Source organism: Modestobacter sp. VKM Ac-2977 (assembly GCF_026968045.1).
GTDB lineage: Bacteria > Actinomycetota > Actinomycetes > Mycobacteriales > Geodermatophilaceae > Modestobacter.
The window spans coordinates 60,787-87,247 of the sequence record NZ_JAPVBQ010000004.1; the positions used below are offsets into that span (position 1 = coordinate 60,787).

The window sequence follows — 26,461 nt, forward strand, 5'->3', positions numbered from 1 at the left end:
GGCACCTCTCGGTCGTCCAGCGGGGAAGACGGCGTCGGCCGGGGCAGCGGGTCTCCCCGCCACCCCGGCCGACGTCAGGTCACCGGACCGGCCTCAGAGCGCGTCAGCTCCGCGCTCACCGGTGCGGACCCGGACGATCTCGTCGATCGTGGTCACCCACACCTTGCCGTCACCGATCTGCCCGGTGGACGCCGCCTCGACGATCGCGTCGACCACCCGGGCCGCCTCGATCTCGCCGACGACGACCTCGATCCGCACCTTCGGCACGAAGTCCACCTGGTACTCCGCACCGCGGTAGACCTCGGTGTGGCCGCGCTGACGGCCGAACCCCTGCACCTCGCTGACGGTCAGACCGGCGATGCCGATCAGCTCCAGGGCGTTCTTGACGTCGTCGAGCTTGAACGGCTTGACGATCGCGGTGACGAGCTTCATGCCCGGCTCCCTTCCGTGTTGCGCGCCTCGGCGCGTGCCTGGCCAGCCAGGGGCGCGGTGCTGCCACCGCCGCCCAGGGAGGCGAAGTCGTACCCGGACTCAGCGTGCACGACCGTGTCGATGCCGGTGATCTCGTCCTCCTCGGTGAGCCGGAAGCCGATCGTCTTCTGGATCAGGAAGCCGATGACCAGGGTCAGGACGAACGAGTAGGCGAGCACCGCCAGGGCCCCGACGACCTGGCGCCAGAGCTGGTCGACCCCTCCACCGTAGAAGAGCCCGTCCACGCCGGCCGGAGCAGCTGCCGTGCCGACGAAGCCGACCAGGATCGTGCCGACCAGGCCACCGACGAGGTGGACGCCGACGACGTCGAGCGAGTCGTCGTAGCCGAGCTTGAACTTCAGGCCGACGGCCAGGGCGCAGAGGGCACCGGCGACGGCACCGATGACGATCGCGCCGATCGGGGAGACCGCCGAGCAGGCCGGGGTGATCGCGACGAGGCCGGCCACGACGCCGGAGGCGCCGCCCAGCGAGGTCGAGTGACCGTCACGCATCTTCTCCACCAGCAGCCAGGCCAGCGTCGCCGCACCGGTTGCGACCAGGGTGTTCACCCAGGCGACGGCGGCGGTGTTGTTGGCGGCGAGGGCGGAGCCGGCGTTGAAGCCGAACCAGCCGAACCACAGCAGGCCGGCGCCGATCATCACCAGCGGCAGGTTGTGCGGCCGCATCGCGTCCCGGCCGAAGCCGCGGCGCTTGCCCAGCACCAGGGCGAGCGCCAGGCCGGCCGCACCGGCGTTGATGTGCACCGCGGTGCCGCCGGCGAAGTCGATCGCGGCCAGCTCGTTGGCGATCCAGCCACCGGTGTGGGTGACCACGCCGTCGTCGTCGGTGAGGGTGAAGTCGAAGACCCAGTGCGCGACCGGGAAGTAGACGACCGTCGCCCAGATGCCGGCGAAGACCATCCAGGAGCCGAACTTGGCCCGGTCGGCGATGGCGCCGGAGATCAGCGCGACGGTGATGATGGCGAAGACGGCCTGGAAGCCGACGAACGCCATGGCCGGCAGGCCGCCCTCCTCGGTCGTGACGTCCTCCATCAGACCGGCCAGGCCGAAGAACTCGGTCGGGTCGCCGAGCAGACCGAAGCCGACGTCGTCACCGAAGGCGAAGGAGTAGCCGTAGAGGACCCACAGCACGCTGATCAGGGCCAGTGCGCCGAAGCTCATCATCATCATGTTCAGCACGCTCTTGGCGCGGACCATGCCGCCGTAGAAGAGCGCGAGGCCTGGGGTCATCAGCAGCACGAGGGCGGCGCTGGTGAGGATCCAGGCGGTGTCGCCGGTGTTGACCACGGCAACCTCCTGAGGGTGTCGTCGGCCATCGGCCGCAAGCGGGGGCCCCGAGGGGCCTCGGGCGAGCCACCGCCCCGGGAGGCGGTGCGGAGGAGACGGTGCCGCCATCGTGTTTCCGCCGACGGCGCGGACGTGTTTCGCCACGGTGAACTCCGCAGCGCGTGTCGCCCGGTCGTGTTCCGGACGTGTTGCCGGCGCCCCATCCGCCCCCGCGGTGTGTCGGTCGGCGTGCGCTCGGTCACGTCACCGGCCGTTCACCGGGCCTTCTTGCGAACCCTGTGCAGCTGCCAAGAAGGTGCAATAAGCTCCCCTGACGTACGACCGCGGGCACCCGTCACCGGCCGCGCAGCTCAGCAACCCGAGGTCCCGGAGGTCCGCGTGCACGTCCCCGATGGCTTTCTCGACGCCACGACCAGCACCGGCACCGCCGTGGTCGCCGCCGCCGGCGTCGCCCTGGCCCTGCGCGGCGCGCGCCGCGAACTGGACGAGCGCACCGCCCCGATGGCCGGGCTCACCGCCGCCTTCGTGTTCGCAGTCCAGATGATGAACTTCCCGGTCGCCTTCGGCACCAGCGGTCACCTGATGGGCGGGGCGCTCACCGCGATCCTGGTCGGCCCCTGGACGGCGGTGCTGTGCCTGACCGTCGTCCTGATGGTCCAGGCCCTGGTCTTCGCCGACGGTGGCCTCACCGCCCTGGGCACGAACGTCACCCTGATCGGCCTGGTGGCGATCGCCGTCGGGTACGGGGTCTTCCGTGCGTTGCGCGCCGTGCTGCCGGCCACCCGCACCGGGCTGCTCACCTCGGCCGGGGTCGGCGCCTTCCTCTCGGTGCCCGCAGCAGCCCTGGTCTTCGTCCTGCTGTTCGGCCTCGGCGGCGTCGCCGACGTCGCGCTGGGGTCGGTGGGGATCGCGATGGTCGGCGTGCACCTGCTGATCGGCCTGGGCGAGGCGGTCATCACCGTCGCCGTCCTCGGTGCGGTGCTGACCGTCCGGCCGGACCTGGTCCGCGGCGCCCGGCACCTGCAGCGAGCCAGGACGCTCGCCCCCCGCCCGGACCTGGCCGGCGCGACCGCGGTGGACGCGCGATGACCCGCACCCGCACCTTCGTGCTGATCGGGGTGGTCGTCGCACTGCTCATCGCCGGCGTGGGCAGCTGGTACGCCAGCTCCGCCCCCGATGGGCTGGAAGCGACCGCCGAGGAACAGGGCTTCGGTTCCACCGCCCGGGACAGCGCGGCCGCCGAGTCGCCACTGGCCGACTACGCCGTGGCCGGGATCGGCGACGACCGGCTCTCCGGCGGCCTCGCCGGCGTGGTCGGCGTCCTCCTGGTGCTCGCGCTGGCCGGCGGCCTCACCCTGCTGGTGCGCCGGCGCCCGACCGAGGACGCCACCGCTCCCCCGGCCGACGCCCGCCAGCACTGAGGTGGGCGCAGGACACGGCGGGGGGCTGTCCGCGGCGTACGTGGCCGGCGACAGCCCGGTGCACCGGCTGGAGCCGCACACCAAGCTCGTCGCCGTCCTCGCCTTCGCCCTGGTCGTGGTGGCCACCCCGGTGGGCGCCGGCTGGGCTCCGATGGCCTACGCCGGGTTCCTGGTCCTGCTGCTGACCGTCGCCGCAGTGGCCCGGGTGCGGCCGGGCCGGCTGCTGCGGGGCCTGGTGGTGGAGGTGCCCTTCGTCTTCTTCGCCGTCCTCCTGCCGTTCGTCTCCCGCGGCCCGCGCACCGACGTGCTCGGGCTGTCGCTGTCCGAGAGCGGGCTCGCCGCCGGCGGCAGCATCCTGGCCAAGGCGACCCTGTCGGTGCTGGCCGCGACCCTGCTGGCGGCCACCACCGACGCCCGGGCCCTGCTGCGCGGGCTGGAGCGGCTGCGCCTGCCCACGGTGCTGGTCCAGATCCTCAGCTTCATGATCAGGTACACCGACGTCGTCGGCGGCGAACTGCGCCGGATGCGGGTCGCCCGGGAGTCCCGCGGGTTCCGGGGTCGCCACCTCGGGGCCCTCAAGGTCCTCGGCCCGGCCGCCGGCTCGCTGTTCATCCGCTCCTACGAGCGCGGTGAGCGGGTGCACCTGGCGATGCTGTCCCGGGGCTACACCGGGCGGCTGCCCACCGGGCCGGTCGCGGTCGTCGGCGGGCGCGCCTGGGCGACCGCGCTCAGCCTCCCCCTGGCTGCGGTCGCCGTGCTGGCGGCGGGTTCACTCTTGGGGTGAGCACCCCCGCCCCCTCGTTGCTCGTCGACGACCTGGCGTTCGCCTACCCCGACGGGCACCAGGCGCTCTACGGCGTGGACCTGCGGCTGGAGCCCGGCGAGCGGGTCGCGCTGCTGGGGCCCAACGGGGCGGGCAAGACGACACTGGTGCTGCACCTCAACGGCATCCTGCGCGGTGGCCGCGGCCGGGTGGAGGTCGCCGGGCTGCCGGTCGAGGACCGGAACCTGCAGGAGGTCCGGCGCCGGGTGGGGATCGTCTTCCAGGACCCGGACGACCAGCTGTTCATGCCCACGGTCGGCGAGGACGTCGCCTTCGGCCCCCGCAACCTCGGCCTGCCCGAACCCGAGGTCGCCCGGCGGGTGGCCGACGCCCTGGCCGCGGTCGACATGGCCGACGCCGTCGACCGCGCGCCGCACCACCTGTCCTTCGGCCAGCGTCGGCGGGTCGCCGTCGCGACGGTGCTGTCGATGCAGCCCGAGGTGCTGGTGCTCGACGAGCCCAGCAGCAACCTCGACCCGGCCGGCCGGCGCGAGCTCGCCGAGGTGCTCCAGGCGCTGCCGATCACGCTGTTGATGGTCACCCACGACCTGCCCTACGCCCTCCAGCTCTGCCCCCGGTCGGTCGTGCTGGACGGCGGGGTGGTGGTCGCCGACGGCACGACCCGCGAGCTGCTGGCCGACCCGGGGCTGCTGGCTGCCCACCGGCTGGAGCTGCCCTTCGGCTTCGACCCCCGCGCAGTCGGCTGACGGGCGGTCACCGATGCCCGAGACGTCCCACGATCTGCCGGTACCCGACTTCGCCAAGGTCTTCGACGAGGCCCCGGCGCCGTTCCTGCTGCTCACCCCGGACCTGGTCATCGTGCACGCGAACCGGGCCCGGCTGGAGGCGACCGCGACCACCCTCGAGGACACCGTCGGCCGGCACCTGTTCGACGTGTTCCCGCGCAACCCCGCCGACCCGGCGGCCGACGGCGTGGCGAACCTGGGCGCCTCGCTGGCCGAGGCGCGGGACACCCGCCGGCCGGTCACCATGCGCATCCAGAAGTACGACATCCCGCTGCCCGACGGCAGCTGGACGGAGCGCTTCTGGAGCCCGCGGAACGTGCCGATCCTGGACGACGACGGGGAGGTCGTGCTGCTGCTGCACCGCTCGGACGACGTCACCGACTACATCCGCGACCGGGACGAGGCGCGCCGGGCGGCCGAGCGCGGCCAGGTCCGGGTGGAGCAGGTGGAGAGCGACCTCTTCGCCCGCACCCGGGAACTCGAGCAGTACAACGCCGCGCTCCAGCTCAGCAGCGAGCGGGAGCGGCGCACCGCCCGCTCCCTCGCCGGGCTGGCGACGACCGTGTCCGCCCTGGCCACCGCCGAGACGACGGAGGCGCTGCTGCACCTGTTGTTCGAGCAGGGCCGGTCGGCGCTGGGTGCCAGTGCCGCCTCGGTGGTCCTGCACACACCCGACGGGCAGGGCCTGACCCTCACCGAGGACCGCGGCAGCCGGTTGCTCTCCGCAGACGTCGCGGCGGACTCACCGTTGCCGATGGCCCGCGCCGCGGTGCACGGCGAGCGGGTGCTCATCGAGGACACCGAGGCCGACCGGCCCGGGCACCCCGACGCCGTCCGCCTCCTCCAGGGTCTGGGCACCCGTTCGTGGGCCGCCCTGCCGCTGCGGTCGGGCGGACGACTGCTGGGCTCCTGGACGATCGGCTGGGCCGCCCCCCGGGAGTTCGACGGCGACGACGTCCGGGTGCTGGAGGCCCACGCGGCCCAGTGCGGACAGGCGGTCGAGCGCGTCGCCCGGCTGGAGGCCGAGCGCCGGCGGGCGACGGCGACCCGCAGCCTGGCCGAGGCCCTCCAGCGGTCGCTGCTCACCGCTCCCCCGCAGCCGCCCGGTCTGCGCATCGCGGTGCGCTACCGGCCCGCGGCGCAGGAGGCGCAGGTCGGCGGCGACTGGTACGACGCCTTCCTCACCCCCGGCGGCGCCACCACCCTGGTCGTCGGCGACGTCACCGGCCACGACCGGACCGCGGCGGCCGTGATGGCCCAGTTGCGCAACCTGCTGCGGGGCATCGCCCACTCCCTGGACGCGCCACCGGCCCCGGTGCTGACCGCCCTCGACCGTGCCCAGCAGGGTCTGGGGGTGACCACGCTGGTCACCGCGGTGCTCGCCCGGGTCGAGCCGGGCCCGGGCGACGGGGCGCGCCGGCTCCGCTGGTCCAACGCGGGTCACCCACCGCCGCTGATCGTGCGGGCGGACGGGACGCCGGAGCTGCTGGAACGACCGCACGACCTGCTGCTGGGCGTGGACCCCGACCGGCTCCGCACCGAGCACGTCGTCGAGCTGCACCCCGGCGACACCGTCGTGCTGTACACCGACGGCCTGGTGGAGCACCGCCGGTCGACGCTGGACGACGGCCTGGCCCGCCTGGTCGCCGCCGGGCAGGAACTGGCCGGCCGGCCGGTCGAAGAGCTGTGCGACGCGCTGCTGGCCCGGATGGCCCCGGAGCACGCCGACGACGTCGCGCTGCTCGCCCTGCGCGTCGAACCCGCCGGCTGAGCCCGCTCCTCGGCCGCTGACGCTCCCTCGACGTCAGGCGTTCCCGACGAGTGCCTCGGCGAACGCCTCCGGCTCGAACGGCGCCAGGTCGTCGGGGCCCTCGCCCAGCCCGATCAGCTTCACCGGGATGCCCAGCTCGCGCTGCACGGCCACCACGATGCCGCCCTTGGCGGTGCCGTCGAGCTTGGTGAGGACGACGCCGGTGACCTCCACCGCCTCGGTGAACACCCGGGCCTGCACCACCCCGTTCTGACCCGTGGTGGCGTCCAGCACCAGCAGCACCTCGTCGACCGGCCCGTGCTTCTCCACGACCCGCTTGACCTTGCCGAGCTCGTCCATCAGGCCGGACTTGGTGTGCAGCCGCCCGGCGGTGTCGACCAGGACGGCGTCCACCTCGGCCTCGGTACCGGTGCGGACGGCCTCGAACGCGACCGAGGCCGGGTCACCGCCCTCGCGGCCGCGGACGGTGAGCACCCCGACCCGCTCGCCCCAGGTCTCCAGCTGGTCGGCGGCCGCCGCGCGGAAGGTGTCGGCGGCACCGAGGACCACGCTCTTCCCGTCGCCCACCAGTACCCGGGCGATCTTGCCGACCGTCGTCGTCTTCCCGGCGCCGTTCACCCCGACGACCAGGACGACGGCAGGGCGCCCGTCGTGCCGGGACGTGCGCAGGGTGCGGTCCAGGTCCGGGCCCAGGACGGCGGTGAGCTCCTGCACGACCAGGTCGCGCAGCTGCACGCCCGAGGCGGTGGCGAGCACCAGGCTCTGCGTGCGCAGCCGGTTCACGATCTGGGTGGTGGCAGCGACGCCGACGTCGGCGGCCAGGAGCGTCTCCTCGACCTCCTCCCAGTCGTCCTCGGTGAGCTTCTCCCGGGCCAGCACGGTGAGCAGGCCGCGGCCCAGCGAGGACTGTGAGCGGGCCAGCCGCGAGCGCAGCCGGATCAGCCGGCCGGCCGAGGGGGGCGGGGTCTCGAAGACCAGGCCGGGCTCCGGCTCTGCCGGCGGCAGGTCCACGACGGCGTCCGGCTCGGCCCGCGCGGGAGCAGGTGGTCCGGTGTAGAGGTCGGCCGCGGTGGCCCCCGACGTCGGGTCCGGGGCGTTCGGCGGGCGGGTGAGCGTGGTGCCGAGCGCGTCATCGACGTCCAGCCGGGTGGTGCGCCGGCCACGACCGACGAGCAGACCGACCCCGAGGACCAGGGCGACGACGAGGATCGCTATCGCGATCAGCACGAACTCCATGCCGACAGTCTCCCAGGATCATGCGGCAGGCTGTGCCCCATGCCCGAGACCGTCGACACCCGGCCGCTCCTGCTGCTCGGGCCGCTCCTGCGCCACGTCGACCCGGTGTCGGCCACCATCTGGGTGGAGACGGACCGGCCCTGTGACGTGGTGGTGCTGGGCCAGCGGGCCCGCACGTTCTGCGTCAACGGCCACCACTACGCCCTCGTCGTCGTGGAGGGCCTGGAGCCGGGCAGCACGACCCCCTACGAGGTGCACCTGGACGGCCAGCGGGTCTGGCCGACGTCGCAGTCGAGCGCCCCGCCGAGCCGGATCCGCACGACCGGGCGCCCGGGCCCCTTCCGGCTGGCCTTCGGCTCCTGCCGCTACGCCACGCCCACCTCGGTCGACCTGCGCGACGGCATCCCACCGGACGCGCTGGACAGCTACGCCCGCCGGCTGCTGGAGCTGCCCGAGGACCAGTGGCCCGACGCCCTGGTCCTGCTCGGCGACCAGGTGTACGCCGACGAGGTGACCCCGGCGACGAGGGAGTGGATGGCCTCCCGCCGGGACCTGTCCCAGCCGCCGGGCGCCCAGGCCGCGGACTTCGAGGAGTACAGCCGGCTCTACGCCGAGTCCTGGGGCGACCCGCAGGTCCGCTGGTTGCTGTCGACGATCCCGTCCTCGATGGTCTTCGACGACCACGAGATGATCGACGACTGGAACACCTCGGCCGCCTGGCGCGCCGAGGTCACCCCGAGCGACTGGTGGCACAAGCGGATCTGTGGCGGGCTGGTCAGCTACTGGGTGTACCAGCACCTGGGCAACCTCTCGCCGAACGAGCTGGCCGAGAACGAGACCTGGCAGGCGATCCAGAAGCGCGCCGACGGCTCGGACGACGCCGGCCCGATGCTGGACGAGATGGCCCGGGCCGCCGACACGGAGCCGGAGACGGTGCGCTGGAGCTACGTGCGGCACTGGGGGTCGACCCGGCTGATCATGGTGGACACCCGCGCCGGCCGGGCGCTGGACGAGCACGACCGCAAGATCGTCGACGACTTCGAGTTCGACTGGGTCGACGCGGCGGTGCGCCGGTCTGTGGAGGACGGCGTCGAGCACCTGCTCATCGGCACCTCGCTGCCCTGGCTGCTGCCGCACTCGGTGCACGACATCGAGCGGTGGAACGAGACGTTGTCGGTGCGCCACCACGGCAGGCCGCTGGGCCGGCTGATGGAGAAGCTGCGGCAGGCGGCGGACCTGGAGCACTGGGCGGCTTTCGGGCAGTCCTTCGAGCGGCTGGGGCGGACCCTGGTGGCCGCCGCGCGCGGCGAGCTGGGGCACCCGCCGACCACGGCGCTCGTGCTGTCCGGCGACGTCCACCATGCCTACGCCGCCGAGCTGGTCGCCCCCGGCGACCTGGCCACCCGGGTGCACCAGCTGACCGTGTCGCCGCTGCACAATCAGGCGCCGCACGTCATCGAGGTCGGCTTCAAGGTGGGCTGGAGCCGCTGGGCGCGGGTGGTGACCGGCGGGCTGCGCGCGCTCGCCCGGGTCGAGGGCAGCCCGCTGCAGTGGCGCAAGCAGGCCGGGCCCTTCTTCGGCAACGAGCTGGGTGAGCTGGTGCTGGAGGGCCGGGACGCCCGGTTCCTGCTCTGGGCGACCAGCCGGGACGACGAGGGCACCGAGGCCTTCACCCAGGTGCTGGACACCCGGCTGTCATGAGCGCGATCCGGCTGGTCAGCTTCAACGTCCACCACGGGGTGGGCGGTGACGGCCGGCACGACCTGCCCCGGCTCGCCCATGTCCTGGCGGCCGCGGACGCCGACGTCGTCTGCCTGCAGGAGGTCGATCGGCACTTCGGCGACCGCAGCGAGCACGTCGACCAGGCGCTGCTGCTGTCCCGTGCGCTGGACATGGAGCTGGCCTGGGGGCCCTCGATCGACGAGCCGGGCGGCGGCACCGATCGCCGGCAGTACGGCAACGCGCTGCTGTCGCGGCTGCCGCTGCTGGGCTCCGAACTGCACCGGCTGCCCGGGGAGGGTGAGCCACGCAGTGCGCTGCGCGCGCAGGTCCAGCTGGCCGGCGGGGAGCTGTGGGTGACCACGACGCACCTGTCCAGCCGGTCCGCGGCGGACCGGACCGTGCAGGCCGCCGCCGTCGCCGGGCTGCACACCGACCCGCGGGCGGCGGTGCTGGTCGGCGATCTCAACGCCGACGCCGGCGCCCCGGAGCTGGCGGCGCTGCGCGAGCGCCTCAGCGACGCCTGGGAGCTGGCGGCCGAGCGCAGCGACCAGGCCGGGCGGTTCTCGCTGCACGCGCGCCAGGGGCTGACCCACCCGGCCCGCCGTCCGCGGGTGCGGATCGACCAGGTGTGGGTGTCGGCGGGCGTGACGGTGACCGGCGCCCGGGTGCTGGACGGCGCGGGGGCGTCGGACCACCACCCCCTGCTGGTCGAGCTGGACGTGCCGGTGACCGGCTGATCAGGAGGCCTGCAGCTCGCGCAGCCGCTGGCTGATCACCCCGGTGATGCCGTCGCCGCGCATGCTCACGCCGTAGAGCGCGTCGGCGATCTCCATGGTCCGCTTCTGGTGGGTGATCACGATCAGCTGCGAGGTGTCCCGGAGCTGCTCGATCAGGGTGAGCAGCCGGCCGAGGTTGACGTCGTCCAGCGCCGCCTCGACCTCGTCCAGCACGTAGAACGGCGAGGGCCGGGCGCGGAAGATGGCGACGAGCAGCGCCACGGCGGTCAGCGACCGCTCGCCGCCGGACAGCAGGGACAGCCGTTTCACCTTCTTGCCCGGCGGCCGGGCCTCCACCTCCACGCCGGTGGTCAGCAGGTTCTCCGGGTCGGTGAGGAAGATCCGCCCCTCCCCTCCGGGGAACAGCGTGGCGAAGACCTGCTCGAACTCCCGCTGGGTGTCGGCGAAGGCCTCGGCGAACACCTGGTGGATGCGGGCGTCGACCTCGCGGACCACGGTCAGCAGGTCACGGCGCGTGGCCTTGAGGTCCTCGAGCTGGGTGGCCAGGAAGGTGTGCCGCTCCTCCAGGGCCGCGAACTCCTCCAGCGCCAGCGGGTTCACCTTGCCCAGCGCGGCGAGATCCCGCTCGGCCCGCGCCGCCCGGCGCTCCTGCGCGCTGCGGTCGTAGGGCACCGGCTGGGGCTCGGGCTCCCCCGCCGCGTCGGCTGCGGCCAGCTGCGCCTGGGTCGGGGCCACCGGTGCGGCCGGCCCGTACTCGGCGAGCAGGGTCGGCAGGTCGACGCCGTACTCCTCGGCTGCCCGGGACTCCAGCGCCTCGATCCGCAGCCGCTGCTCGGCGCGGGCCACCTCGTCGCGGTGCACCTCGTCGGTGAGCCGGTCGAGCTCCGCGGTGTGCTCGCGCACCCGGGCCCGGACCACCAGCAGCTCGGCCTCCCGCCCGGTCCGCGCCTCGGCCAGCGCATCCCGCTCGGCGGCCGCCCGGGCGAGTGAGGTCGCCAGGGCGGTGAGCGCCTCCTCGGCGCCGGCCCGCACCTCCGCGGCCACCCGGGCACCGCGCTCGCGGGCGACCCGGGCGGCGGCGGCCCGCTCGCGCGCCGCCCGCTCCTGCCGGGCCTGCCGGCGCAGCGACTCGGCCCGGCCGGCCAGCGACCGGGCCCGCTCCTCGGCCGTGCGCACCGCCAGCCGGGCCTCGGTCTCGGCCTGCCGGGCAGCGGTCGCCTCGGCGCGCAGCCGGTCGCGCTCGTCGGTGGCGGGCTCCTCCTCCATCGGCGCGGCCTCGGCCGCGGCCAGCCGCTCCTCCAGCTCGACCAGCCCGGCCACGGCCTGCTCGCGCGCCTGCTCGGCGCGCACCCGGGCGGCGTCCAGCCGCTCTGCCTCGGCCACGGCCGACCGCGCCGCGGCACCGAGCTCGGCGAGCTCGGCAGCGGCCGCCGAGCGGGCCCGGTCGCCGGCCTGCCGGGCGGCGAGGGCGGCGTCGACGTCGGCCGAGCGGGCGGTGGCGGCCTCCCGGGCCCGGGTCAGCTCGTCGGCCAGCTGGACGGCGTGCGCGGCCGCCCGGTCGAGCTCGGCGGCGGCCTCGTCGACCCGCGCGCGCACCTCCAGCCCCGAGGGGGCGTTGGCCTGGCCCCCCACCGACCAGTCGGCGCCCAGCAGGTCACCGGTGTCGGTGACCGCCCGGACACGGGGGTGGGTGCGCACGAGGGAGACGGCGGCCGGCAGGTCGGGGACGACGGCGACCCGCTCCAGCGCCCGGGCCAGCGCCGGCGCGAGCTCGACGGGCGCCTCGACCAGGTCGAGGGCCCAGCGGGCGCCGGCGGGCAGCTCGGGCCAGCCGTCCCGGGAGACCGCCGGGAGCCCACCGGTGACCAGCAGGCCCGCGCGGCCCCCGTCGTTGCGGGCCAGGTGGGTGAGCACCGCGGCCGCCTGCTCGACCCCGGCGACCACGACCGCGTCGGCCAGCCCGCCGAGGGCGGCGGCCAGCGCGACCTCGGCCCCGGGCTGGACGGTCAGCCGGTCGGGCACCGGGCCCAGCACCCCGGGCAGGGCGGCAGCGAGCACCGCGGCGGCGCCGTCGGCCGGTGCCAGACCGAGGGCGAGGGCGTCGCGGCGCGCCTGCCAGCCGGCCCGGTCGCGCTCGGCGGCGCGCTCGGCCGCGGCGAGCTCGGTGACCGCCCGGGCGGCCTCGGTGTGCGCGGTGACGGCGGCGGCGTGCGCGGCGGCCTGCCCCTCGTCCCCGCCGGCGTCGGCGCTCAGTTCGTCGCGCCGGGCGGTCAGCCGGTCGCTGGCGACCTCGGCCCGGTCGGCGGCCTCGGTCGCGGCAGCGGCCAGCCGCTCGATCTCGGCCTCCCCGGCCGCGGCGCGGGACCGCCCCGCGGCCACCTGCCCGGAGAGGCGGGCCAGCTGCTCCCGCCGGTCGGCCAGTGCCCGGGCGGCGGCGACCAGCGCCCGTTCGGCCTCGGCCAGCGCCGTCTCGACCTCCCCGCGGACGGCCACGGCGGTGTCCAGCCGGGCCCGCTCGGCCTCCAGGGAGGCGGCCAGCTCACGCTCGGTGGCGTCGACCCGGTCCGCCTCGGCGTCCAGCTGGTCGGGGTCCCGGCCCCCGGGAGCGGCGGCCGGGACCGCAGCGAGGTGGCGGTGCCGCTCGGCGGCGAGCTGCGCGACGCTGCGGAACCGCTCGGCGAGCGTGGACAGCCGGAACCAGCTGTCCTGGGCAGCGGCCAGCACCGGGGCGTCGGCGGCGAGCTGCCGTTCCAGCGCCGACTCGTTGCCGGCGGCCTCGCCCAGCGCCGTCTCGACGATGGCCCGCCGGGCGCGGGCCGCGGTCTCGTCGGCGATGTCGGCGTCCAGTGCGTCGCGCAGGTCGACCAGGTCGTCGGCGAGCAGCCGCAACCGGGCGTCGCGCAGGTCGGCCTGGACCCCGGCGGCGCGGCGGGCGACCTCGGCCTGCCGGCCCAGCGGCTTCAGCTGCCGGCGCAGCTCGGCGGTGAGGTCGCCCAGGCGGTCGAGGTTGGCCTGCATCGCGTCGAGCTTGCGGAGCGCCTTCTCCTTGCGCTTGCGGTGCTTCAGGACGCCGGCGGCCTCCTCGACGAAGGCCCGCCGGTCCTCCGGGCGACCGGACAGCACGGCGTCCAGCTGCCCCTGGCCGACGATGACGTGCATCTCCCGGCCGATGCCGGAGTCGCTGAGCAGCTCCTGGACGTCGAGCAACCGCACCTTGTCGCCGTTGATCTCGTACTCGCTCTCCCCGGAGCGGTACATGCGGCGGGTGATCGAGACCTCGGTGTAGTCGATCGGCAGGGCGCCGTCGGCGTTGTCGATCGTGAGCGTCACCTCGGCGCGGCCGAGCGCCGGCCGGCCGGCGGTGCCGGCGAAGATGACGTCCTCCATCTTGCCGCCGCGCAAGCTCTTGGCGCCCTGCTCACCGAGCACCCAGGCGATGGCGTCGACGACGTTGGACTTCCCCGAGCCGTTGGGCCCGACGACGGCGGTGATGCCCCGCTCCAGGCGCAGCGTCGTCGGTGACGCGAAGGACTTGAAGCCCTTGAGCGTCAGGCTGGACAGGTGCACGGTGGAGAGACTCCCGGGGAGGTACGACGGTCCTGCTCAGCGCAGGGCAGCCCCATCCTCACCCACGACGCGCCGATCACCCCTCCCGCTGTGCACGGGAGGGGTGGGTGGGACGGAGGTGGTCTACGCGAGGACGGGGTCGGCCGACTCGTGGGCCATGCTGAGCAGCTCGCGGGCGATCGCCGCGTCGCGCTCCTCGCGGAGGGCGGCGAGCTGCGCCTCGAGCCGGCGCACCTTCGCCCGGAGGGCGGCGTTCTCCTCGGCTGCTCGAAGCTCGTGCGGAGCGACGACGGAACCGAACAGGGCCTTGGCCATGGCTCAGCGGCCTTTCACTGCAAGAGGGATGTCCCGTCGCACCGCCGGAGGGCGGTCTGCGCGGGCTGGCGTCCTCAGGGTGACACCAGCCACGACCTGGGTCAACGGCAGTGCGGGGGCGTCACCGTGTCAGGGGGATGTCGCCTTCGTCACCCCACGGTGAAGTCCGGCACCCCTTCGGCATCCTCGTCCCGGTGTTCCACCGCGGTCACCGAACCCGGGGCGCGCGGCCCGGAGAGCTCGGCGAGCACGGCCCGCACGTCGTCGTCCGGCCCCTCGAGGACCACCTCCACCCGGCCGTCGGGCAGGTTCGTCGCGGACCCGGTCAGCCCGCGCGCGCTCGCCGCCTCGCGCACGAACCAGCGGTAGCCGACGCCCTGCACCTGCCCGTCGACCAACGCGACCACCCGCCGAGGCGTGCTCATCGGGCCGAGCGGGCGCGCGGCCGGGGCTGGCACTGCGGGCAGCTGTAGCTGGACCGGTTCATGAAGGACTCCCGGCGGATCGGGGTGCCACACCGTGGACACGGTCGGTCCACCTGGCCGTACACGGCCAGGTGCCGGGAGAAGTACCCGCTCTGCCCGTTGACGTCGACGTAGAGCGAGTCGAAGGAGGTGCCGCCCTGCGCCAGGCTCTCGCCGAGCACGTCGCGCACCCCCTCCAGCAGGTCGCTCACCTGGGCGCGGGTGAGCTTGTCGGTCGGCCGGGCGCCGTGCAGCCGGGCCCGCCACAGCGACTCGTCGGCGTAGATGTTGCCGATCCCGCCGATCAGCGTCTGGTCCAGCAGCGCCCGCTTGACCTCGGTGTGCCGGCGGCGGAGGGCGGCGCTGAAGGCGTCGACGTCGAACCCGGGGTCCAGGGGGTCGGTGGCGATGTGCGCCAGCCGCGCCGGGAGGCCATCGCCCGGGGCATCCTCCACCGCCAGCCCACCGAAGGTCCGCTGGTCGACGAAGCGCAGCTCCCGGCCGCCGTCGGTGAACCGGAACCTGGCCCGCAGGTGCACCTCGTCGGGCTCGGCGGGCTTCTCCACCAGCAGCTGGCCGCTCATGCCCAGGTGGGCGACGAGTGCCCGCCCGGACGGCGCGCCGTCCGGCTCGGCCAGGGGCAGCCAGAGGTACTTGCCGCGACGGTGTGCGGCGGTGAGCGTCCGGCCGGTGAGCGCGGCGACGAAGTGCTCGGCCCCCTCCAGGTGCCGGCGCACCGCGCGGGGGTGGTGCACCTCGACCTGACGGACCGTCCGGCCGGCGACCCAGCGTTCCAGGCCCCGGCGGACGACCTCGACCTCAGGCAGCTCCGGCACGGCTCAGTCCCGCGTCGGTCCGCCGTCGGCCGACAGGGCGCGCCAGGCCGTCTCGGCGGCCTCCTGCTCGGCGGCCTTCTTCGTCTTGCCGGCCCCCGATCCGCGCACCTCACCGGCCAGCAGCACGGCAGCGGTGAAGGTCTTGGCGTGGTCGGGCCCCTCGTCCTCCACCTCGTAGACCGGTGCGCCCAGCCCCCGGGACGCGCCGAGCTCCTGGAGGCTGGTCTTCCAGTCCAGGCCCGCGCCACGGGTGGCCGACTCGGCCAGCAACGGGTCGAACAGCCGGTGCACGACCGTCGCCGCGGTGTCCAGCCCCTGACCGAGGTGGACCGCACCGATCAGCGCCTCGAGCGCGTCGGCCAGGATCGAGTCCTTCTCCCGGCCGCCGGTGGCCTGTTCACCCCGGCCCAGCAGCAGGTGCGGCCCGATGCCCCCTTCGCCGAGGGACCGGGAGACCCGGGCCAGCGAGGTCATGTTGACCACCGAGGCACGCAGCTTCGCCAGCTGGCCCTCGGGCAGATCGGGGTGGCTGCGGTACAGCTCGTCGGTGACCACCAGGCCGAGCACCGAGTCGCCGAGGAACTCCAGGCGTTCGTTGGTCGGCAGCCCACCGTTCTCGTAGGCGTAGGACCGGTGGGTCAGGGCCAGCGCGAGCAGGTCACCGGAGAGCTCCAGGCCCAGCGCGTCGAGCAGCCAGCGGGCCGCCCGTTCGGCGTGGGCGGCACCGCCCGCGGGCACACGGACACCGGCGTCCTGGGCCCCGGACTCCCCGGGGAGGGAGTCCGGCACCGAGGACGCCGGTGCGCTGGTCGTCTGCGCCACGCCGGAGCTGCGCAGGTCAGACCGAGAGGACCTGGCGACCGTCGTGCTGGCCGCAGGTGGGGCACGCCTGGTGCGGCGGCTTGAGCTCACGGCAGGCCGCGTTGGGGCAGGGTGCCAGCGTGGGGGCCGTGGCCTTCCACTGCGACCGGCGAGCACGGGTGTTGCTCCGGGACATCTTCCTCTTCGGAACGGCCACGGTCAGTTCTCCTCTGGGTCGGTGCGGTGGGTGGACCCCGGCTGGGGTCCGGCCGCGCTGTCGGTCGGTTCGGCACTGTCGGCCGTCCCGGTGAACCGGGCTGCGAGCCCTGCCCACCGGGGGTCGAGCACCTCGTGGGAGTGGTCGGCAGGGAGGTCGTCGAGCCGCTCGCCGCAGTCGACGCACAGGCCGGCGCAGTCGGGCCGGCAGGTGGGCGACAACGGCAGGGTGAGGACGACGGTGTCACGGACCAGCGGAGCGAGGTCGAGCCGGTCGCCGTCGATGCGGCGCACCTCGTCCTCGCCGCTGGTGGCCTCGGTGGTGCTGCCCGCGTAGGCGTACAGCTCCTGGACGTCGAGCGTCAGGGTGTCCTCGACCGGCTCGAGGCAGCGGGCGCACTGGCCGGTGACCGGCAGCTCGACCTGGCCGCTGACCAGGACGCCCTCCATCACCGACTCCAGGCGCAGGCGGAGCTCGACCGGAGCGCCCTGGGGGACCCCGATCATCTCCACTCCCCAGCCGCTCAGGGCCGGGAGGGTCTTCTCCCACTCGCGCATCGAGCCGGCGCGGCGACCGAGCTCCCGGAGGTCGACCTTCCAGGCCTTCTCGGCGGCCTTCTCGGCCGGCGTGGGGAGCGGCTTGTCGACGGGGTCGCCGACCGGACGCCGGACGTCGGTGGACGCAGCGTCGGAGGACGGCCCCGTGGAGCGCGCAGAGGAAGCAGGCATGTCGGTACTCGTCGTCGTCGATGGTGGGGGCGCCGGCGCGGGGCCCGCGCCGGACGGGCACGCGGGACGGCAGCAGCCGGACAGACGTCCAGCCTACCCGATCCCCCGGTCCGCCCTTCCCGGTCAGGGGGTGGGCGGAGCGGTCACGGGCTGCGGAGGTTGTCCCGGGCCTTGTCCACCGAACGCGCCATGTGCGCCAGGGTGTTCCCGAAGTCGGCCAGCCGGCTGTCGACGTAGTCGTCGACCTCGGCCCGCATCCGGGCCACCTCGGCCACGGTCTGGGCACCGAGCTCGTCGGCCCGGTCGACCGCGGTGCGGTACACCTCGGTCTCGGTGAGCAGCCGCTCGTGCTCGGCCTGGCCGGCGGCGATCAGCTCGGCACGCTGCTCCTGGCCGTCCTGCACCAGCTGGTCGCGCAGCCGGCGGGCCTCGGCGAGCAGCTCCTCGGCCTCCTCCTCGGCCTGGGCCAGCAGCTCGTCGGCCTGGGCCTGCGCCTCGGTGAGGATCTCGTCCCGCTGGCGGCGGGCGGTGCCGACCAGCTCCTCCCGCTGCCGGCGGGCGGCCACGACGACCTGCTCGCTCTCGCTGCGGGTGCGGCCGGTGAGCCGCTCGGCCTCGGCCTGCGCCTGCTGCAGGATCTCGGCGCGTTGCTCGACGATCGCCCCGGCCTGCTGGACCTCCTCGGGGAGGTTCTCCCGGAGGTCGTCGAGCAGGTCGAGCAGGTGGTCGCGCGGCACCATGCAGGAGCTGGACATCGGCACGCTGCGGGCGTTCTCGATGACCGTCGTCAGCTCGTCGACGGTCTCGTAGAGCCGGTACACGACCTCGGTCACGACTGCCTCCCCCTCGACTGGGCCACCAGCCGGTCGTTGACCGCCTTGGGGACCAGGGACGACACGTCGCCGCCGAAGCGGGCGATCTGCTTGACCAGGCTGGAGGACAGGTGCCCGACCTGGGGTGCGGTGGGCACGAACAGCGTCTCGACCGCGGCGAGCTCACGGTTCATCTGGGCCATCTGCAGCTCGTACTCGAAGTCACCGACGGCCCGCAGACCCTTGACGATGACCGGGATCTGGTTGGCCAGGCAGTAGTCGACGAGCAGTCCCTCGAAGCTGTCGACCGTGACGTTGGGCAGGTCGACGACCGCCTCACGCAGCAGCGACATCCGCTCGTCGACGTCGAACAGGCCCGCCTTGCCCGGGTTGACCAGCACGGCCACGACCAGCTCGTCGTACAGGCCGGCGGCGCGCGCGATCACGTCGACATGGCCGTTGGTGACCGGGTCGAACGAACCGGGACAGACCGCTCGCCTCACGACAAGCGACCGTACCGGAGCACCGCCTCTCCGTACCGACGATCACGCAGTCCGTCGAAGGGTGTCGGCCACGCGAAGGGGTGGTCACGGCTGGACCGCTCCACCACGACGACCGCATCCGGGGCCAGCCACCCCCGTTCGACCAGCGAACCGAGCACGCCCAGCACCTCCTCGTCGGGGGTGGAGTAGGGCGGGTCGGCGAACACCAGGTCGAAGGCGGCCGGGGGCTGACCCCCGACGACCGTCGGCACGCTGCCGGGCAGCACCACGGCACCGGGCAGCCCCACGACGGCGATGTTGGCGCGCAGCACCGGCAGCACCCCGCCCCCGGACTCGACGAAGAACGCCTCCGCCGCCCCGCGGGACAGGGCTTCCAGCCCGAGGGCACCCGAGCCCGCGTAGAGGTCGAGCACCCGGGCGCCCTCGACGTCCAGCAGCGACCCGAGGGAGTTGAACAGGCCCTCCCGGGCGCGGTCGCCGGTGGGCCTGACCCCGGTGCGGGGGACCTTGAGCCGGCGGCCACCCGCGACCCCGGAGATCAGCCTGGTCATGCGCTCTTCATGCCTTCTCCAGGTAGGTGGCGCGCTCGTCCAGGGCGAGGGCGGCGACGGCGGCGGCCAGCTCGGGGTGGTCGGCGAGGCCACGGCCCTGCTCGACCAGCGCCGTGGCCTCGACCCGGGCCTCGGCGATGAGCGCCTCGTCGTGCAGCAGGGACAGCAGCTTCACGTTCGAGCGGCGGCCGGACTGGGCCGCGCCGAGCACGTCGCCCTCCCGGCGGGTCTCCAGGTCGAGCCGGGCCAGGGCGAAGCCGTCGGTGGTCGAGGCGACCGCGGCCAGTCGCTGCCCGGTCGGTGAGGTGCTGGGGGCCTCGGTGACCAGCAGGCACAGCCCGGCGTGCTTCCCGCGGGCCACCCGGCCGCGCAGCTGGTGCAGCTGGCTGACGCCGAACCGGTCGGCGTCCATCACCACCATCACCGTGGCGTTGGGCACGTCGACGCCGACCTCGACCACGGTGGTGGCGACCAGGACGTCGATCTCCGCGGCGGCGAAGGCGCGCATCCGGGCCTCCTTCTCCTCCGGCGGAATCCGACCGTGCAGCACCTCGACCCGCAGCGCCGACAGCGGGCCGGCGCGCAGCCCCTCGGCGACGTCGAGCACCGCCAGCGGCGGGCGCTTGTCGCTCGCGCCGGCCTTCTCCTCCTCCGGCGGCGGGGCGCCGTCCGCGCCGTCCGGGCCGTCGTCGTCCTTGCCGCTGCCGCCGTCGTCGAGGTCGCCGATCCGGGGGCAGACGACGTAGGCCTGCCGGCCGGCGGCGACCTCCTCGCGGACCCGCGCCCAGGCACGGTCCAGCCAGGCCGGCTTCTCCCCCACCGGCACGACCGAGCTGGAGACCCCACCGCGGCCGGCCGGCAGCTGCCGGAGCGTGGAGGTCTCCAGGTCGCCGTAGACGGTCATCGCCACGGTGCGCGGGATGGGGGTGGCGGTCATCACCAGCACGTGCGGCGGCTTCGTGCCCTTGGCGCGCAGCGCGTCCCGCTGTTCCACCCCGAACCGGTGCTGCTCGTCGACGACGACCAGCCCCAGGTCGGCGAACTCCACGCCCTCCTGCAGCAGCGCGTGGGTGCCCACGACGATGCCGGCGCTGCCGTCGGCGACCGCGGCCCGCGCCTCCCGGCGGACGGCGGCCTTCTGCGAGCCGGTGAGCAGCACCACCCGGGTGCCGGTCGGGTCCCCGTCGAGCTCGCCGGCCCGCCCCAGCGGGCCCAGGATCGCGGCCAGGCTGCGGGCGTGCTGGGCGGCGAGCACCTCGGTGGGGGCGAGCAGCGCAGCCTGCCCACCGGCGTCGACCACCTGGGCCATCGCCCGCAGCGCGACCACCGTCTTGCCCGACCCGACCTCGCCCTGCAGCAGCCGGTTCATCGGCTGCTCACGGGCCAGCTCGGCGGCCAGCTCCTCCCCGACCTCGCGCTGGCCGTCGGTCAGCGAGAACGGCAGGGCGGCGTCGACCGCGTCCAGCAGCCCACCGCTGCGCGGCGGCCGGGCGATCCCCGGCTCCAGTGCAGCGGCCCGGCGGCGGGCGGCCAGCGTCGCCTGCAGGACGAGCGCCTCGTCCCACTTCAGCCGCTCGTCGGCCTCGTCGACCTGCTCCTGGGTCTCCGGCCGGTGCTTCTGCCGCAGCGCCGTGGCCAGGTCGACCAGGCCGTGCCGCTCGCGGACGGGTGCCGGGATCGGGTCGTCGAGCAGCTGCTCCAGCGAGTGGGCGTCGTCCATCAGCAGCTTGACCGACTTCTGGACCACCCAGCTCGAGACGTCCTTGCTCGCCGGGTAGAGGGGCACCATCGCCCGCGCCCAGTCGTCGTCGTCCCCGGTGATGATGTGGCAGTCGGGGTGGGTGAACTGCTTGTCGCCCCGCCACAGCCCCACGGTGCCGGCGAACAGCCCCCACTCGCCGACGTCGAGGTGCGCGTGCCGGTTGTTGAAGAAGACCAGCCGCATGCTGCCCGCGCCGTCGCCGACGGTCACCTCGGTGAGGGTCCCGCGGCGCTGCTGCATCCGCCGGGTGCTCACGCTCTTCACCTGGGCCAGCACGGTCACCCGGTCGCCGACCTCCAGGCCGTCGAGCCGGGTCATCTCCCCGCGCCGGGCGTAGCGGCGGGGGTAGTGCCGCAGCAGGTCGCGCACCGTGTGCAGCGCCAGCTGCTCGGCCATGACCTTCGCCGTCTTCGGGCCGAGCACCCGGGTCAGCGGCGTGTCCATGGAGATCGCCACTACTCGACGCCGATCAGCAGGGGCACCGCCCCGGGCCCGCCGGGGTACCGGACCACCTCGACCGTCGGGTGCACCGCCGAGAGGTGGGCGCACACCGCGTCGCCGAGCGCGAGGTCCTCCCCCACGACGACGGTGGCCATCTCCCCGCCCGCCGACAGCAGCCGGTCCAGCAGGTCCCGGGCGACGGTCACCGGGTCGGCACCGATCACGACGACGTCACCCTCCGCGCTGCCCAGCACGTCCCCGGGCGCGCAGCGGCCGGCCGAGGTGAGCGCCTCCTGCTCGGCGACGGTCACCTCCGCCCACCGGGTCGCGGCCGCGGCCTCGGCCATGGCGATGACGTCGTCACCGAACCGACGGGCCGGGTCGGCGACGGCGAGCGCCGCGAGGCCCTGCACGGCCGACCGGGTGGGGACGACCACGACGTCCCGGCCCTGCTCGCGGGCCCGGTCGGCGGCGCGGGCGGTGACCGCGGTGACCTCCCAGTGGTTGGGCAGCACGACGACCTGCTCCGCCCCGGTGTCCAGCACCGCCTGCAGGACGGCGTCCTCGTCGACAGCGTCGACCGGCGCGGTCAGCACGGTGACCCCCTCGGTGCCGAAGAGCTCGGCGAGCCCACCGGAACAGGCCAGCGCGAGGACGGCGCGCGTCCCTGCGGCAGCGGCCGGCGCTCGCACCGGCGCCAGCGGGGTCACCGAGATCCGGTGCGGCCGACCGGCCTCGATCCCCGCCTCCACCGCCGCGCCGACGTCGCTCACGTGGACGTGCACGTTCCACTCCCGGCCGTCCGGGGTGTCGACCCCGACGACGACCAGGCAGTCGCCCAGCTCGGCCAGCCGGGCCTGCAGCCGGGCGACGGCGGCGTCGTCGGAGTCGGCGAGGAGGAACTGCACCTCACTGCCCGGCCCTGGCGCGGGGGCGGCCGGCACCGACCACGGTGACCGGCGGGGACGGGCGGGCCGCCCGTCCAGCGGCGCGCGGACCGGCGTCGTACCGGTGACCGTGCCGACCAGCGCGTCGAGCACCAGACACCAGCCGGCACCCCCGGCGTCGACCACCCCGGCGTCGCGCAGCGCGGCCAGCTGGCCGGTGGTCGCCCGCAGCGCGGTGAGCGCGCCCTCGGCTGCTGCCCGGACGACGTCGGCCAGCCCGGCCTGCCCGTCGGCGACGGCGGCCGTCGCTGCGTCGGCGCCGGCCCGGGCCACGGTGAGGAAGGTGCCCTCCTCCGGATCGGCGACCGCGGCGTAGGCGGCGCCGGCGGCCGCGGCCAGCGCATCGGCGAACACCGGCCCGTCGACGCGTGGGGCGCCGGCCAGCCCGTCGGCGAGGCCGCGCAGCAGCTGCGCCAGGATCGCCCCGGAGTTGCCCCGGGCGCCCAGCACCGCGCCGCGCGCCAGCACGCTCCACGCGGACTCGGTGCCGTCGGCGCTGGTCAGCGCCGCGTCCCCGGCCTGGGCGGTCATCAGCAGGTTGGTGCCGGTGTCCCCGTCGGGGACGGGGAAGACGTTCAGTTCGTCGAGCCGACCACGCGCCTGCGTCAGCGTGTCGACGACGGCGGAGCTCCACCGGCCGACCGCGGCCTCGTCCAGCGCCTCCAGCACGTGCCGGAGGGTACCGGGGCCCACCGACACGACCCGGCGCCCAGGACCTCCCGCTGCCGCCCCGGCCCCCGGGGACGGGGCGGTCCGACACGGCAGGGGAGCACCGGCTACAGTGGTCTCCAGTTGTGCGTGGCTGGACCATGCCCTGGGCTCTCGCCTCGGGTCTCCGCCGAGCACCGCGACCTGACTTCAGCTGGACCAATTCTCTGGGAGTGATCGACCGTGGCTGCCGTGTGCGATGTGTGTGGCAAGGGCCCCGGTTTCGGCATGTCGGTGTCGCACTCGCACCGCCGCACGCCGCGCCGTTGGAACCCGAACATCCAGTCCGTCCGTGCCGCGCTGACCGGCGGTGGCCGCCAGCGCATGAACGTCTGCACCTCGTGCATCCGCGCGGGCAAGGTCGCTCGGGCCTGAGAGAGGCCTGGCAAGACTGAGCTGACAAGACCCCGGAGGTCCTCGGACCTCCGGGGTCTTCTCGTGTTCCCGGGCGGCTCAGCGGCCGATCCCGCGAGCCTGGGCCGCGGTCACCACCAGGTCGACCACGGTGGCGTGCGGCAGCGCCGTGCTGTCCACCACCAGGTGGTAGTGCCGGGCCTCCGCCGGATCGCAGCGGTAGAAGTGCCGCACGTAGGCCGTCCGGGCGGCGTCGGCGGCCTCCTGCTCCCGGCGCACCTCCTCGACGGGCAGGTCCAGGTGCTCGACCGCGGCGGCCAGCCTGCGCTCCGGCGGGCCGTCCAACCGCACGTGCAGGACGTCGGGCCGGTCGTGCAGCACCATCGCCCCTGCCCGGCCCAGGACGACGCCCCCCGGACCGGCGGCGATCTCGGTCAGCACCCACTCGGTCTGCTGCCGGTAGGCCCGCTCGTCGGGCAGCGCCCCGGTGGGCAGCACCCCGCCCACCGGGTCGGGCATCGTGCCCAGCGAGCTGACCAGCCGCCACAGCCCGCGGGTGATGGTCTCGTCGTTGGCCTCGGCCTCGGCCACCGGCACCCCGAGCCGACCCGCCACCTGAGCCGGGATGACCCGGTCGTGGAAGGGCAGGCCGAGCCGCTCGGCGACGGCCGGGGCGATCTCCGCGCCGCCGGCGCCGAAGGACGCCGAGAAGGTCACGACGCCCATGCGTCCTCCTCCGGTGCGGGCCGGTCGGCACCCAGCTCCTTGCCGAGGAAGACCGCCTCGGGCGAGTCCGCGTAGATGCCGTAGCCGGCCACCGCCGTGTACCCCGCCCGGTCGTAGAGCGCCAGGGCCTCCGGCTGCCGGTCACCGGAGTTCAGCAGCAGCCGCTCGTGCCCTGCTGCGGCCGCGGTGCGCTCCAACTCGGCCAGCAACAGCGCCGCCACCCCCCGGCGCCGGAAGCCGGGCTCCACGTACATCCGCTTGAGTTCGGCCACCCCGTGACCGTGCGCCCGCCAGCCACCGCAGCCGGCCGGCACCCCGCCGACCTCGGCGACCAGGAACAGCCCCAGCGGCGGGGAGAACTCCGCCGGGTCCACCACGGCGGCGTCCCGGCCGCCGTACCGGACGACGTACTCCTGCTGCACCCGCTCGATCAGGTGCTGGGCCACCGGGTCCGCGTACCCGACGGCGCGCAGCTCAGCCGAAGTGGACATGCCCCGCCCCCTCCCCCAGTTCCTCGGCAACCCGGCTCGCGGGCACCCCGTCCACCTGCACCCCCGGCCCGTCGTCGGCCGGCTCGTGCACCGCGCCGACGACCGTCCAGCCGTCCGGCAGGTCCACCCCGGCCGGGAAGGTGGCCACCAGCGCGTGGTCCTCACCGCCGGTCAGCACCCATGCCATCGGGTCACCGCCCAGCGCTGCCGCGACCTGCGGGAGCGGTCCGGCCGGGTCGACGAACGCCTGCTGCAGCGCGGCCCGGTCCAGCTCGATCACCACCCCACTGTCGGCGGCCAGGTGACCGGCGTCGGCGAACAGCCCGTCACTGGTGTCGCACATCGCGGTCGCCCCGGCGTCCGCGGCGGCCGGGCCGGCGGCGTAGGGCGGGGTCGGCCGGCGGTGCGCGCGCACGGCGGCGATCGGCGAGGAGAAGCCCCGGCGCAGCACGGCCAGCCCGCAGGCCGACCAGCCCAGCCGCCCGGCGACGGCGACGACGTCCCCCGGACGGGCGCCGCTGCGCAGCACCGGTGCGCGACCACCCAGGTCGCCCAGCGCCGTCACCGACAGCACGACGGCCTGGGAGTCCGGCGCACTGGCCGAGGTGTCCCCGCCGACCACGGCCGCACCGAAGGGGGCGCACTCGGCGGCCATCCCGACGGCGACGTCCTCCAGCCAGGCGGTCGGGGTGCCCGCCGGGCAGGCGAGCCCGACCAGCAGAGCGGTCGGCACGGCGCCCATGGCGGCGATGTCGGCCAGGTTCGCGGCGGCCGCCTTGTGCCCCACGTCCTCGGCGGAGGACCAGTCGCGGCGGAAGTGCCGCCCCTCCACCAGGACGTCGGTGCAGGCGACCACCCGGCCGTCGGGGGTGCGCAGCACCGCGGCGTCGTCGCCTGGGCCCACGTCGGCCACCGCGGCGGCACCGGAGCGGGCCACGACCCGGTCGATGACGGCGAACTCCCCGACCGCGCCGACGCTGTCGTCCGGGTCGGGCCGGAGGCCCAGGGGGCGGGGCCGAGTCATCGGTCACTCCCCCCGACTGGGGTACGTTGCCGATCGGCCCGCTGCTCGGCAGGCCGGTCGCACCCCCAGCCGTTGCCGACGTGCCAGCCGGCGTCGAAGCACTGCCCGAGGAAGGTCAACCCGTGGTCCACGCCTACATCCTGATCCAGACCGAAGTCGGCAAGGCAGCCGCGGTCGCCGCGAGCATCAGCGAGATCGCCGGCGTGACCAAGGCAGAGGACGTCACCGGCCCCTACGACGTCATCGTGCGGGCCGAGGCGAACACCGTCGACGAGCTCGGCCGGCTCGTGGTGGCCCGGGTGCAGTCGGTCGACGGGATCACCCGCACGCTGACCTGCCCCGTCGTCAACCTCTGAGCCGCTTGAGCACCCCCGCCCCCGACCAGCCCGCCGCGCCGCCTCCCGACCCGTTGCGGCGGGCGGCGCTGATCGCCACCGCCGTCCTGGTGCCGCTGGTGGTCGCCCTGCTGGTCCTGGTGAACGTGGTCGGCCGCGACGCCGAGGACGAGCCGGGCGCGGTCGCGGAGATCTCCGGCACGACCTCGGCGCCGCGTGCCGACCTGCCCCCGCTGCCCGTCGAGACCCCGCCGATCACCCCCGAGGCCGACCTGGCCTGCCCGGCGCTGATGGGCCAGCTGCCGCTGGAGCTGGCCGAGGAGACGTCGCGCCCGGTCGACTCCGACAGCCCGTTCGCCTACGCCTGGGGCGACCCCGCGACCGTGCTGGTCTGCGGCGCCGAACCACCGGCCGGCTACGTGGTGGGCGGACCGCAGACGCTGGTGGTCTCCGGGGTGGAGTGGTTCGTCGACACCACCGACCCCGACGTCTACGTGTGGACGACGGTCGACCGCAACGTCCCGGTCCAGGTGCGCGTGCCGGTCAGCTCCGACAGCGCCGCCCCCACCGCGCTCAGCCCGCTCATCGCCGGCTCGATCCCCTACACCGAACCGACGCCGGCGCCGCTGCCCGCCGACTGAGGAA

General features: G+C 75.0%; 28 protein-coding genes. 10 read left to right on the forward strand and 18 right to left on the reverse strand.

All coding sequences use genetic code 11. The features are described from left to right. Positions 1 to 93: 93 nt before the first annotated feature. Together O2V63_RS16920 and O2V63_RS16925 are read right to left on the reverse strand one after the other, a co-directional pair. The gene (locus O2V63_RS16920; RefSeq protein ID WP_012950005.1) at positions 94 to 432 is read right to left on the reverse strand and encodes a P-II family nitrogen regulator; all 339 of its coding nucleotides are present in this window, start codon (positions 430 to 432) and stop codon (positions 94 to 96) included. Further along, positions 429 to 1,778: an ammonium transporter gene (locus O2V63_RS16925; protein ID WP_269168709.1), complete on the reverse strand. Its 1,350-nt coding sequence runs from the start codon at positions 1,776 to 1,778 to the stop codon at positions 429 to 431. The genes O2V63_RS16920 and O2V63_RS16925 overlap by 4 nt, the downstream gene beginning before the upstream one ends. A gap of 378 nt (positions 1,779 to 2,156) precedes the next feature. On the opposite strand from O2V63_RS16925, the gene O2V63_RS16930 reads away from it, so the two are divergent. The 5 genes from O2V63_RS16930 to O2V63_RS16950 are packed head-to-tail and all read left to right on the forward strand — an operon-like array spanning position 2,157 to position 6,539. Beyond that, positions 2,157 to 2,867: an energy-coupling factor ABC transporter permease gene (locus O2V63_RS16930; protein WP_269168710.1), complete on the forward strand. Its 711-nt coding sequence runs from the start codon at positions 2,157 to 2,159 to the stop codon at positions 2,865 to 2,867. Continuing rightward, the gene (locus O2V63_RS16935; protein WP_269168711.1) at positions 2,864 to 3,199 is read left to right on the forward strand and encodes a PDGLE domain-containing protein; all 336 of its coding nucleotides are present in this window, start codon (positions 2,864 to 2,866) and stop codon (positions 3,197 to 3,199) included. Before O2V63_RS16930 ends, O2V63_RS16935 begins: the two co-directional genes overlap by 4 nt. A 1-nt stretch (position 3,200) precedes the next feature. Further along, positions 3,201 to 3,983 carry a cobalt ECF transporter T component CbiQ gene (gene cbiQ, locus O2V63_RS16940; RefSeq protein ID WP_269168712.1) on the forward strand — a complete coding sequence of 261 codons (783 nt, stop codon included), beginning with the start codon at positions 3,201 to 3,203 and terminating at the stop codon, positions 3,981 to 3,983. Further along, complete coding sequence (locus tag O2V63_RS16945) at positions 3,980 to 4,729, forward strand: energy-coupling factor ABC transporter ATP-binding protein (protein ID WP_269168713.1); 750 nt, start codon at positions 3,980 to 3,982, stop codon at positions 4,727 to 4,729. The genes cbiQ and O2V63_RS16945 overlap by 4 nt, the downstream gene beginning before the upstream one ends. 13 nt (positions 4,730 to 4,742) lie before the next feature. After that, positions 4,743 to 6,539, forward strand: coding sequence for a SpoIIE family protein phosphatase (locus O2V63_RS16950; RefSeq protein WP_269168714.1), 1,797 nt, complete (start codon positions 4,743 to 4,745; stop codon positions 6,537 to 6,539). 33 nt (positions 6,540 to 6,572) lie between these two features. On the opposite strand, the gene ftsY is transcribed toward O2V63_RS16950, so the two are convergent. Then, positions 6,573 to 7,775 (reverse strand): signal recognition particle-docking protein FtsY, encoded by a 1,203-nt coding sequence (ftsY, locus tag O2V63_RS16955; RefSeq protein ID WP_269168715.1) that lies wholly within the window; start codon positions 7,773 to 7,775, stop codon positions 6,573 to 6,575. Between the two features lie 39 nt (positions 7,776 to 7,814). Between ftsY and O2V63_RS16960 the strand changes: the two genes are divergently transcribed. Continuing rightward, positions 7,815 to 9,476, forward strand: coding sequence for an alkaline phosphatase D family protein (locus tag O2V63_RS16960; RefSeq protein WP_269168716.1), 1,662 nt, complete (start codon positions 7,815 to 7,817; stop codon positions 9,474 to 9,476). Continuing rightward, entirely contained in the window at positions 9,473 to 10,234 is a 762-nt protein-coding gene (locus O2V63_RS16965; RefSeq protein WP_269168717.1) for an endonuclease/exonuclease/phosphatase family protein, read from the forward strand. The genes O2V63_RS16960 and O2V63_RS16965 overlap by 4 nt, the downstream gene beginning before the upstream one ends. Here O2V63_RS16965 and smc read toward each other — a convergent pair whose 3' ends face one another. From smc to O2V63_RS17025, 12 genes are all read right to left on the reverse strand, one after another. Next, the gene (gene smc / locus O2V63_RS16970; protein WP_269168718.1) at positions 10,235 to 13,801 is read right to left on the reverse strand and encodes a chromosome segregation protein SMC; all 3,567 of its coding nucleotides are present in this window, start codon (positions 13,799 to 13,801) and stop codon (positions 10,235 to 10,237) included. It abuts the gene before it with no gap. A 123-nt stretch (positions 13,802 to 13,924) separates the two neighbouring features. Next, the gene (locus tag O2V63_RS16975) at positions 13,925 to 14,116 is read right to left on the reverse strand and encodes a hypothetical protein (protein WP_269168719.1); all 192 of its coding nucleotides are present in this window, start codon (positions 14,114 to 14,116) and stop codon (positions 13,925 to 13,927) included. A 149-nt stretch (positions 14,117 to 14,265) separates the two neighbouring features. Beyond that, positions 14,266 to 14,541 (reverse strand): acylphosphatase, encoded by a 276-nt coding sequence (locus O2V63_RS16980; protein ID WP_269168720.1) that lies wholly within the window; start codon positions 14,539 to 14,541, stop codon positions 14,266 to 14,268. Continuing rightward, positions 14,538 to 15,416, reverse strand: a complete 879-nt coding sequence (mutM, locus tag O2V63_RS16985; RefSeq protein WP_269168721.1) for a bifunctional DNA-formamidopyrimidine glycosylase/DNA-(apurinic or apyrimidinic site) lyase — start codon at positions 15,414 to 15,416, stop codon at positions 14,538 to 14,540. Before mutM ends, O2V63_RS16980 begins: the two co-directional genes overlap by 4 nt. Before the next feature lie 3 nt (positions 15,417 to 15,419). Further along, a complete protein-coding gene (gene rnc / locus O2V63_RS16990) occupies positions 15,420 to 16,238 on the reverse strand; it encodes a ribonuclease III (RefSeq protein WP_269168722.1) in 819 nt (272 codons plus the stop codon). A 16-nt stretch (positions 16,239 to 16,254) separates the two neighbouring features. Then, positions 16,255 to 16,551, reverse strand: coding sequence for a 50S ribosomal protein L32 (gene rpmF / locus O2V63_RS20880; RefSeq protein ID WP_442929038.1), 297 nt, complete (start codon positions 16,549 to 16,551; stop codon positions 16,255 to 16,257). Next, a complete protein-coding gene (locus O2V63_RS17000) occupies positions 16,437 to 17,162 on the reverse strand; it encodes a YceD family protein (RefSeq protein ID WP_269168723.1) in 726 nt (241 codons plus the stop codon). Before O2V63_RS17000 ends, rpmF begins: the two co-directional genes overlap by 115 nt. Before the next feature lie 143 nt (positions 17,163 to 17,305). Then, the gene (locus O2V63_RS17005; protein ID WP_269165290.1) at positions 17,306 to 17,995 is read right to left on the reverse strand and encodes a hypothetical protein; all 690 of its coding nucleotides are present in this window, start codon (positions 17,993 to 17,995) and stop codon (positions 17,306 to 17,308) included. Next, positions 17,992 to 18,477: a pantetheine-phosphate adenylyltransferase gene (coaD, locus tag O2V63_RS17010; RefSeq protein WP_269168724.1), complete on the reverse strand. Its 486-nt coding sequence runs from the start codon at positions 18,475 to 18,477 to the stop codon at positions 17,992 to 17,994. The genes O2V63_RS17005 and coaD overlap by 4 nt, the downstream gene beginning before the upstream one ends. Then, positions 18,474 to 19,028: a 16S rRNA (guanine(966)-N(2))-methyltransferase RsmD gene (gene rsmD / locus O2V63_RS17015; RefSeq protein WP_269168725.1), complete on the reverse strand. Its 555-nt coding sequence runs from the start codon at positions 19,026 to 19,028 to the stop codon at positions 18,474 to 18,476. The genes coaD and rsmD overlap by 4 nt, the downstream gene beginning before the upstream one ends. 7 nt (positions 19,029 to 19,035) lie before the next feature. Continuing rightward, positions 19,036 to 21,234, reverse strand: a complete 2,199-nt coding sequence (recG, locus tag O2V63_RS17020; RefSeq protein ID WP_269168726.1) for an ATP-dependent DNA helicase RecG — start codon at positions 21,232 to 21,234, stop codon at positions 19,036 to 19,038. An 11-nt stretch (positions 21,235 to 21,245) separates the two neighbouring features. Further along, the gene (locus O2V63_RS17025) at positions 21,246 to 22,847 is read right to left on the reverse strand and encodes a DAK2 domain-containing protein (protein ID WP_269168727.1); all 1,602 of its coding nucleotides are present in this window, start codon (positions 22,845 to 22,847) and stop codon (positions 21,246 to 21,248) included. A gap of 231 nt (positions 22,848 to 23,078) precedes the next feature. Here O2V63_RS17025 and rpmB point away from each other — a divergent pair, with 231 nt between their 5' ends. Then, positions 23,079 to 23,261: a 50S ribosomal protein L28 gene (gene rpmB, locus O2V63_RS17030; protein WP_442928852.1), complete on the forward strand. Its 183-nt coding sequence runs from the start codon at positions 23,079 to 23,081 to the stop codon at positions 23,259 to 23,261. A 78-nt stretch (positions 23,262 to 23,339) separates the two neighbouring features. On the opposite strand, the gene O2V63_RS17035 is transcribed toward rpmB, so the two are convergent. From O2V63_RS17035 to O2V63_RS17045, 3 genes are read right to left on the reverse strand one after another with little or no spacing between them, the layout of a single operon-like run. Further along, on the reverse strand, positions 23,340 to 23,966 hold the full coding sequence (locus O2V63_RS17035; RefSeq protein ID WP_269168728.1) for a cytidylate kinase-like family protein: 627 nt from the start codon (positions 23,964 to 23,966) through the stop codon (positions 23,340 to 23,342). Next, positions 23,954 to 24,457, reverse strand: coding sequence for a GNAT family N-acetyltransferase (locus O2V63_RS17040; protein ID WP_269168729.1), 504 nt, complete (start codon positions 24,455 to 24,457; stop codon positions 23,954 to 23,956). Before O2V63_RS17040 ends, O2V63_RS17035 begins: the two co-directional genes overlap by 13 nt. Continuing rightward, positions 24,441 to 25,481: a thiamine-phosphate kinase gene (locus O2V63_RS17045; protein ID WP_269168730.1), complete on the reverse strand. Its 1,041-nt coding sequence runs from the start codon at positions 25,479 to 25,481 to the stop codon at positions 24,441 to 24,443. Before O2V63_RS17045 ends, O2V63_RS17040 begins: the two co-directional genes overlap by 17 nt. Before the next feature lie 122 nt (positions 25,482 to 25,603). On the opposite strand from O2V63_RS17045, the gene O2V63_RS17050 reads away from it, so the two are divergent. Together O2V63_RS17050 and O2V63_RS17055 are read left to right on the forward strand one after the other, a co-directional pair. Further along, positions 25,604 to 25,837: an Lrp/AsnC ligand binding domain-containing protein gene (locus O2V63_RS17050; RefSeq protein ID WP_014742398.1), complete on the forward strand. Its 234-nt coding sequence runs from the start codon at positions 25,604 to 25,606 to the stop codon at positions 25,835 to 25,837. Between the two features lie 5 nt (positions 25,838 to 25,842). Next, positions 25,843 to 26,457, forward strand: a complete 615-nt coding sequence (locus tag O2V63_RS17055) for a DUF3515 family protein (RefSeq protein WP_269168731.1) — start codon at positions 25,843 to 25,845, stop codon at positions 26,455 to 26,457. The last annotated feature ends 4 nt before the right edge of the window (positions 26,458 to 26,461 follow it).

Excerpts from the sequence above, each read along its gene's own strand:
- O2V63_RS16980 (WP_269168720.1), bottom strand. The coding sequence starts at position 14,541 with ATGAGCACGCCTCGGCGGGTGGTCGCGTTGGTCGACGGGCAGGTGCAG.
- O2V63_RS17000 (WP_269168723.1), bottom strand. The coding sequence starts at position 17,162 with ATGCCTGCTTCCTCTGCGCGCTCCACGGGGCCGTCCTCCGACGCTGCG.
- O2V63_RS16950 (WP_269168714.1), top strand. The coding sequence starts at position 4,743 with ATGCCCGAGACGTCCCACGATCTGCCGGTACCCGACTTCGCCAAGGTC.
- O2V63_RS17040 (WP_269168729.1), bottom strand. The coding sequence starts at position 24,457 with ATGTCCACTTCGGCTGAGCTGCGCGCCGTCGGGTACGCGGACCCGGTG.
- rsmD (WP_269168725.1), bottom strand. The coding sequence starts at position 19,028 with ATGACCAGGCTGATCTCCGGGGTCGCGGGTGGCCGCCGGCTCAAGGTC.
- O2V63_RS16960 (WP_269168716.1), top strand. The coding sequence starts at position 7,815 with ATGCCCGAGACCGTCGACACCCGGCCGCTCCTGCTGCTCGGGCCGCTC.
- O2V63_RS16920 (WP_012950005.1), bottom strand. The coding sequence starts at position 432 with ATGAAGCTCGTCACCGCGATCGTCAAGCCGTTCAAGCTCGACGACGTC.
- O2V63_RS16935 (WP_269168711.1), top strand. The coding sequence starts at position 2,864 with ATGACCCGCACCCGCACCTTCGTGCTGATCGGGGTGGTCGTCGCACTG.
- ftsY (WP_269168715.1), bottom strand. The coding sequence starts at position 7,775 with ATGGAGTTCGTGCTGATCGCGATAGCGATCCTCGTCGTCGCCCTGGTC.
- recG (WP_269168726.1), bottom strand. The coding sequence starts at position 21,234 with ATGGACACGCCGCTGACCCGGGTGCTCGGCCCGAAGACGGCGAAGGTC.
- O2V63_RS17035 (WP_269168728.1), bottom strand. The coding sequence starts at position 23,966 with ATGGGCGTCGTGACCTTCTCGGCGTCCTTCGGCGCCGGCGGCGCGGAG.
- O2V63_RS17045 (WP_269168730.1), bottom strand. The coding sequence starts at position 25,481 with ATGACTCGGCCCCGCCCCCTGGGCCTCCGGCCCGACCCGGACGACAGC.
- O2V63_RS16975 (WP_269168719.1), bottom strand. The coding sequence starts at position 14,116 with ATGGCCAAGGCCCTGTTCGGTTCCGTCGTCGCTCCGCACGAGCTTCGA.
- O2V63_RS16965 (WP_269168717.1), top strand. The coding sequence starts at position 9,473 with ATGAGCGCGATCCGGCTGGTCAGCTTCAACGTCCACCACGGGGTGGGC.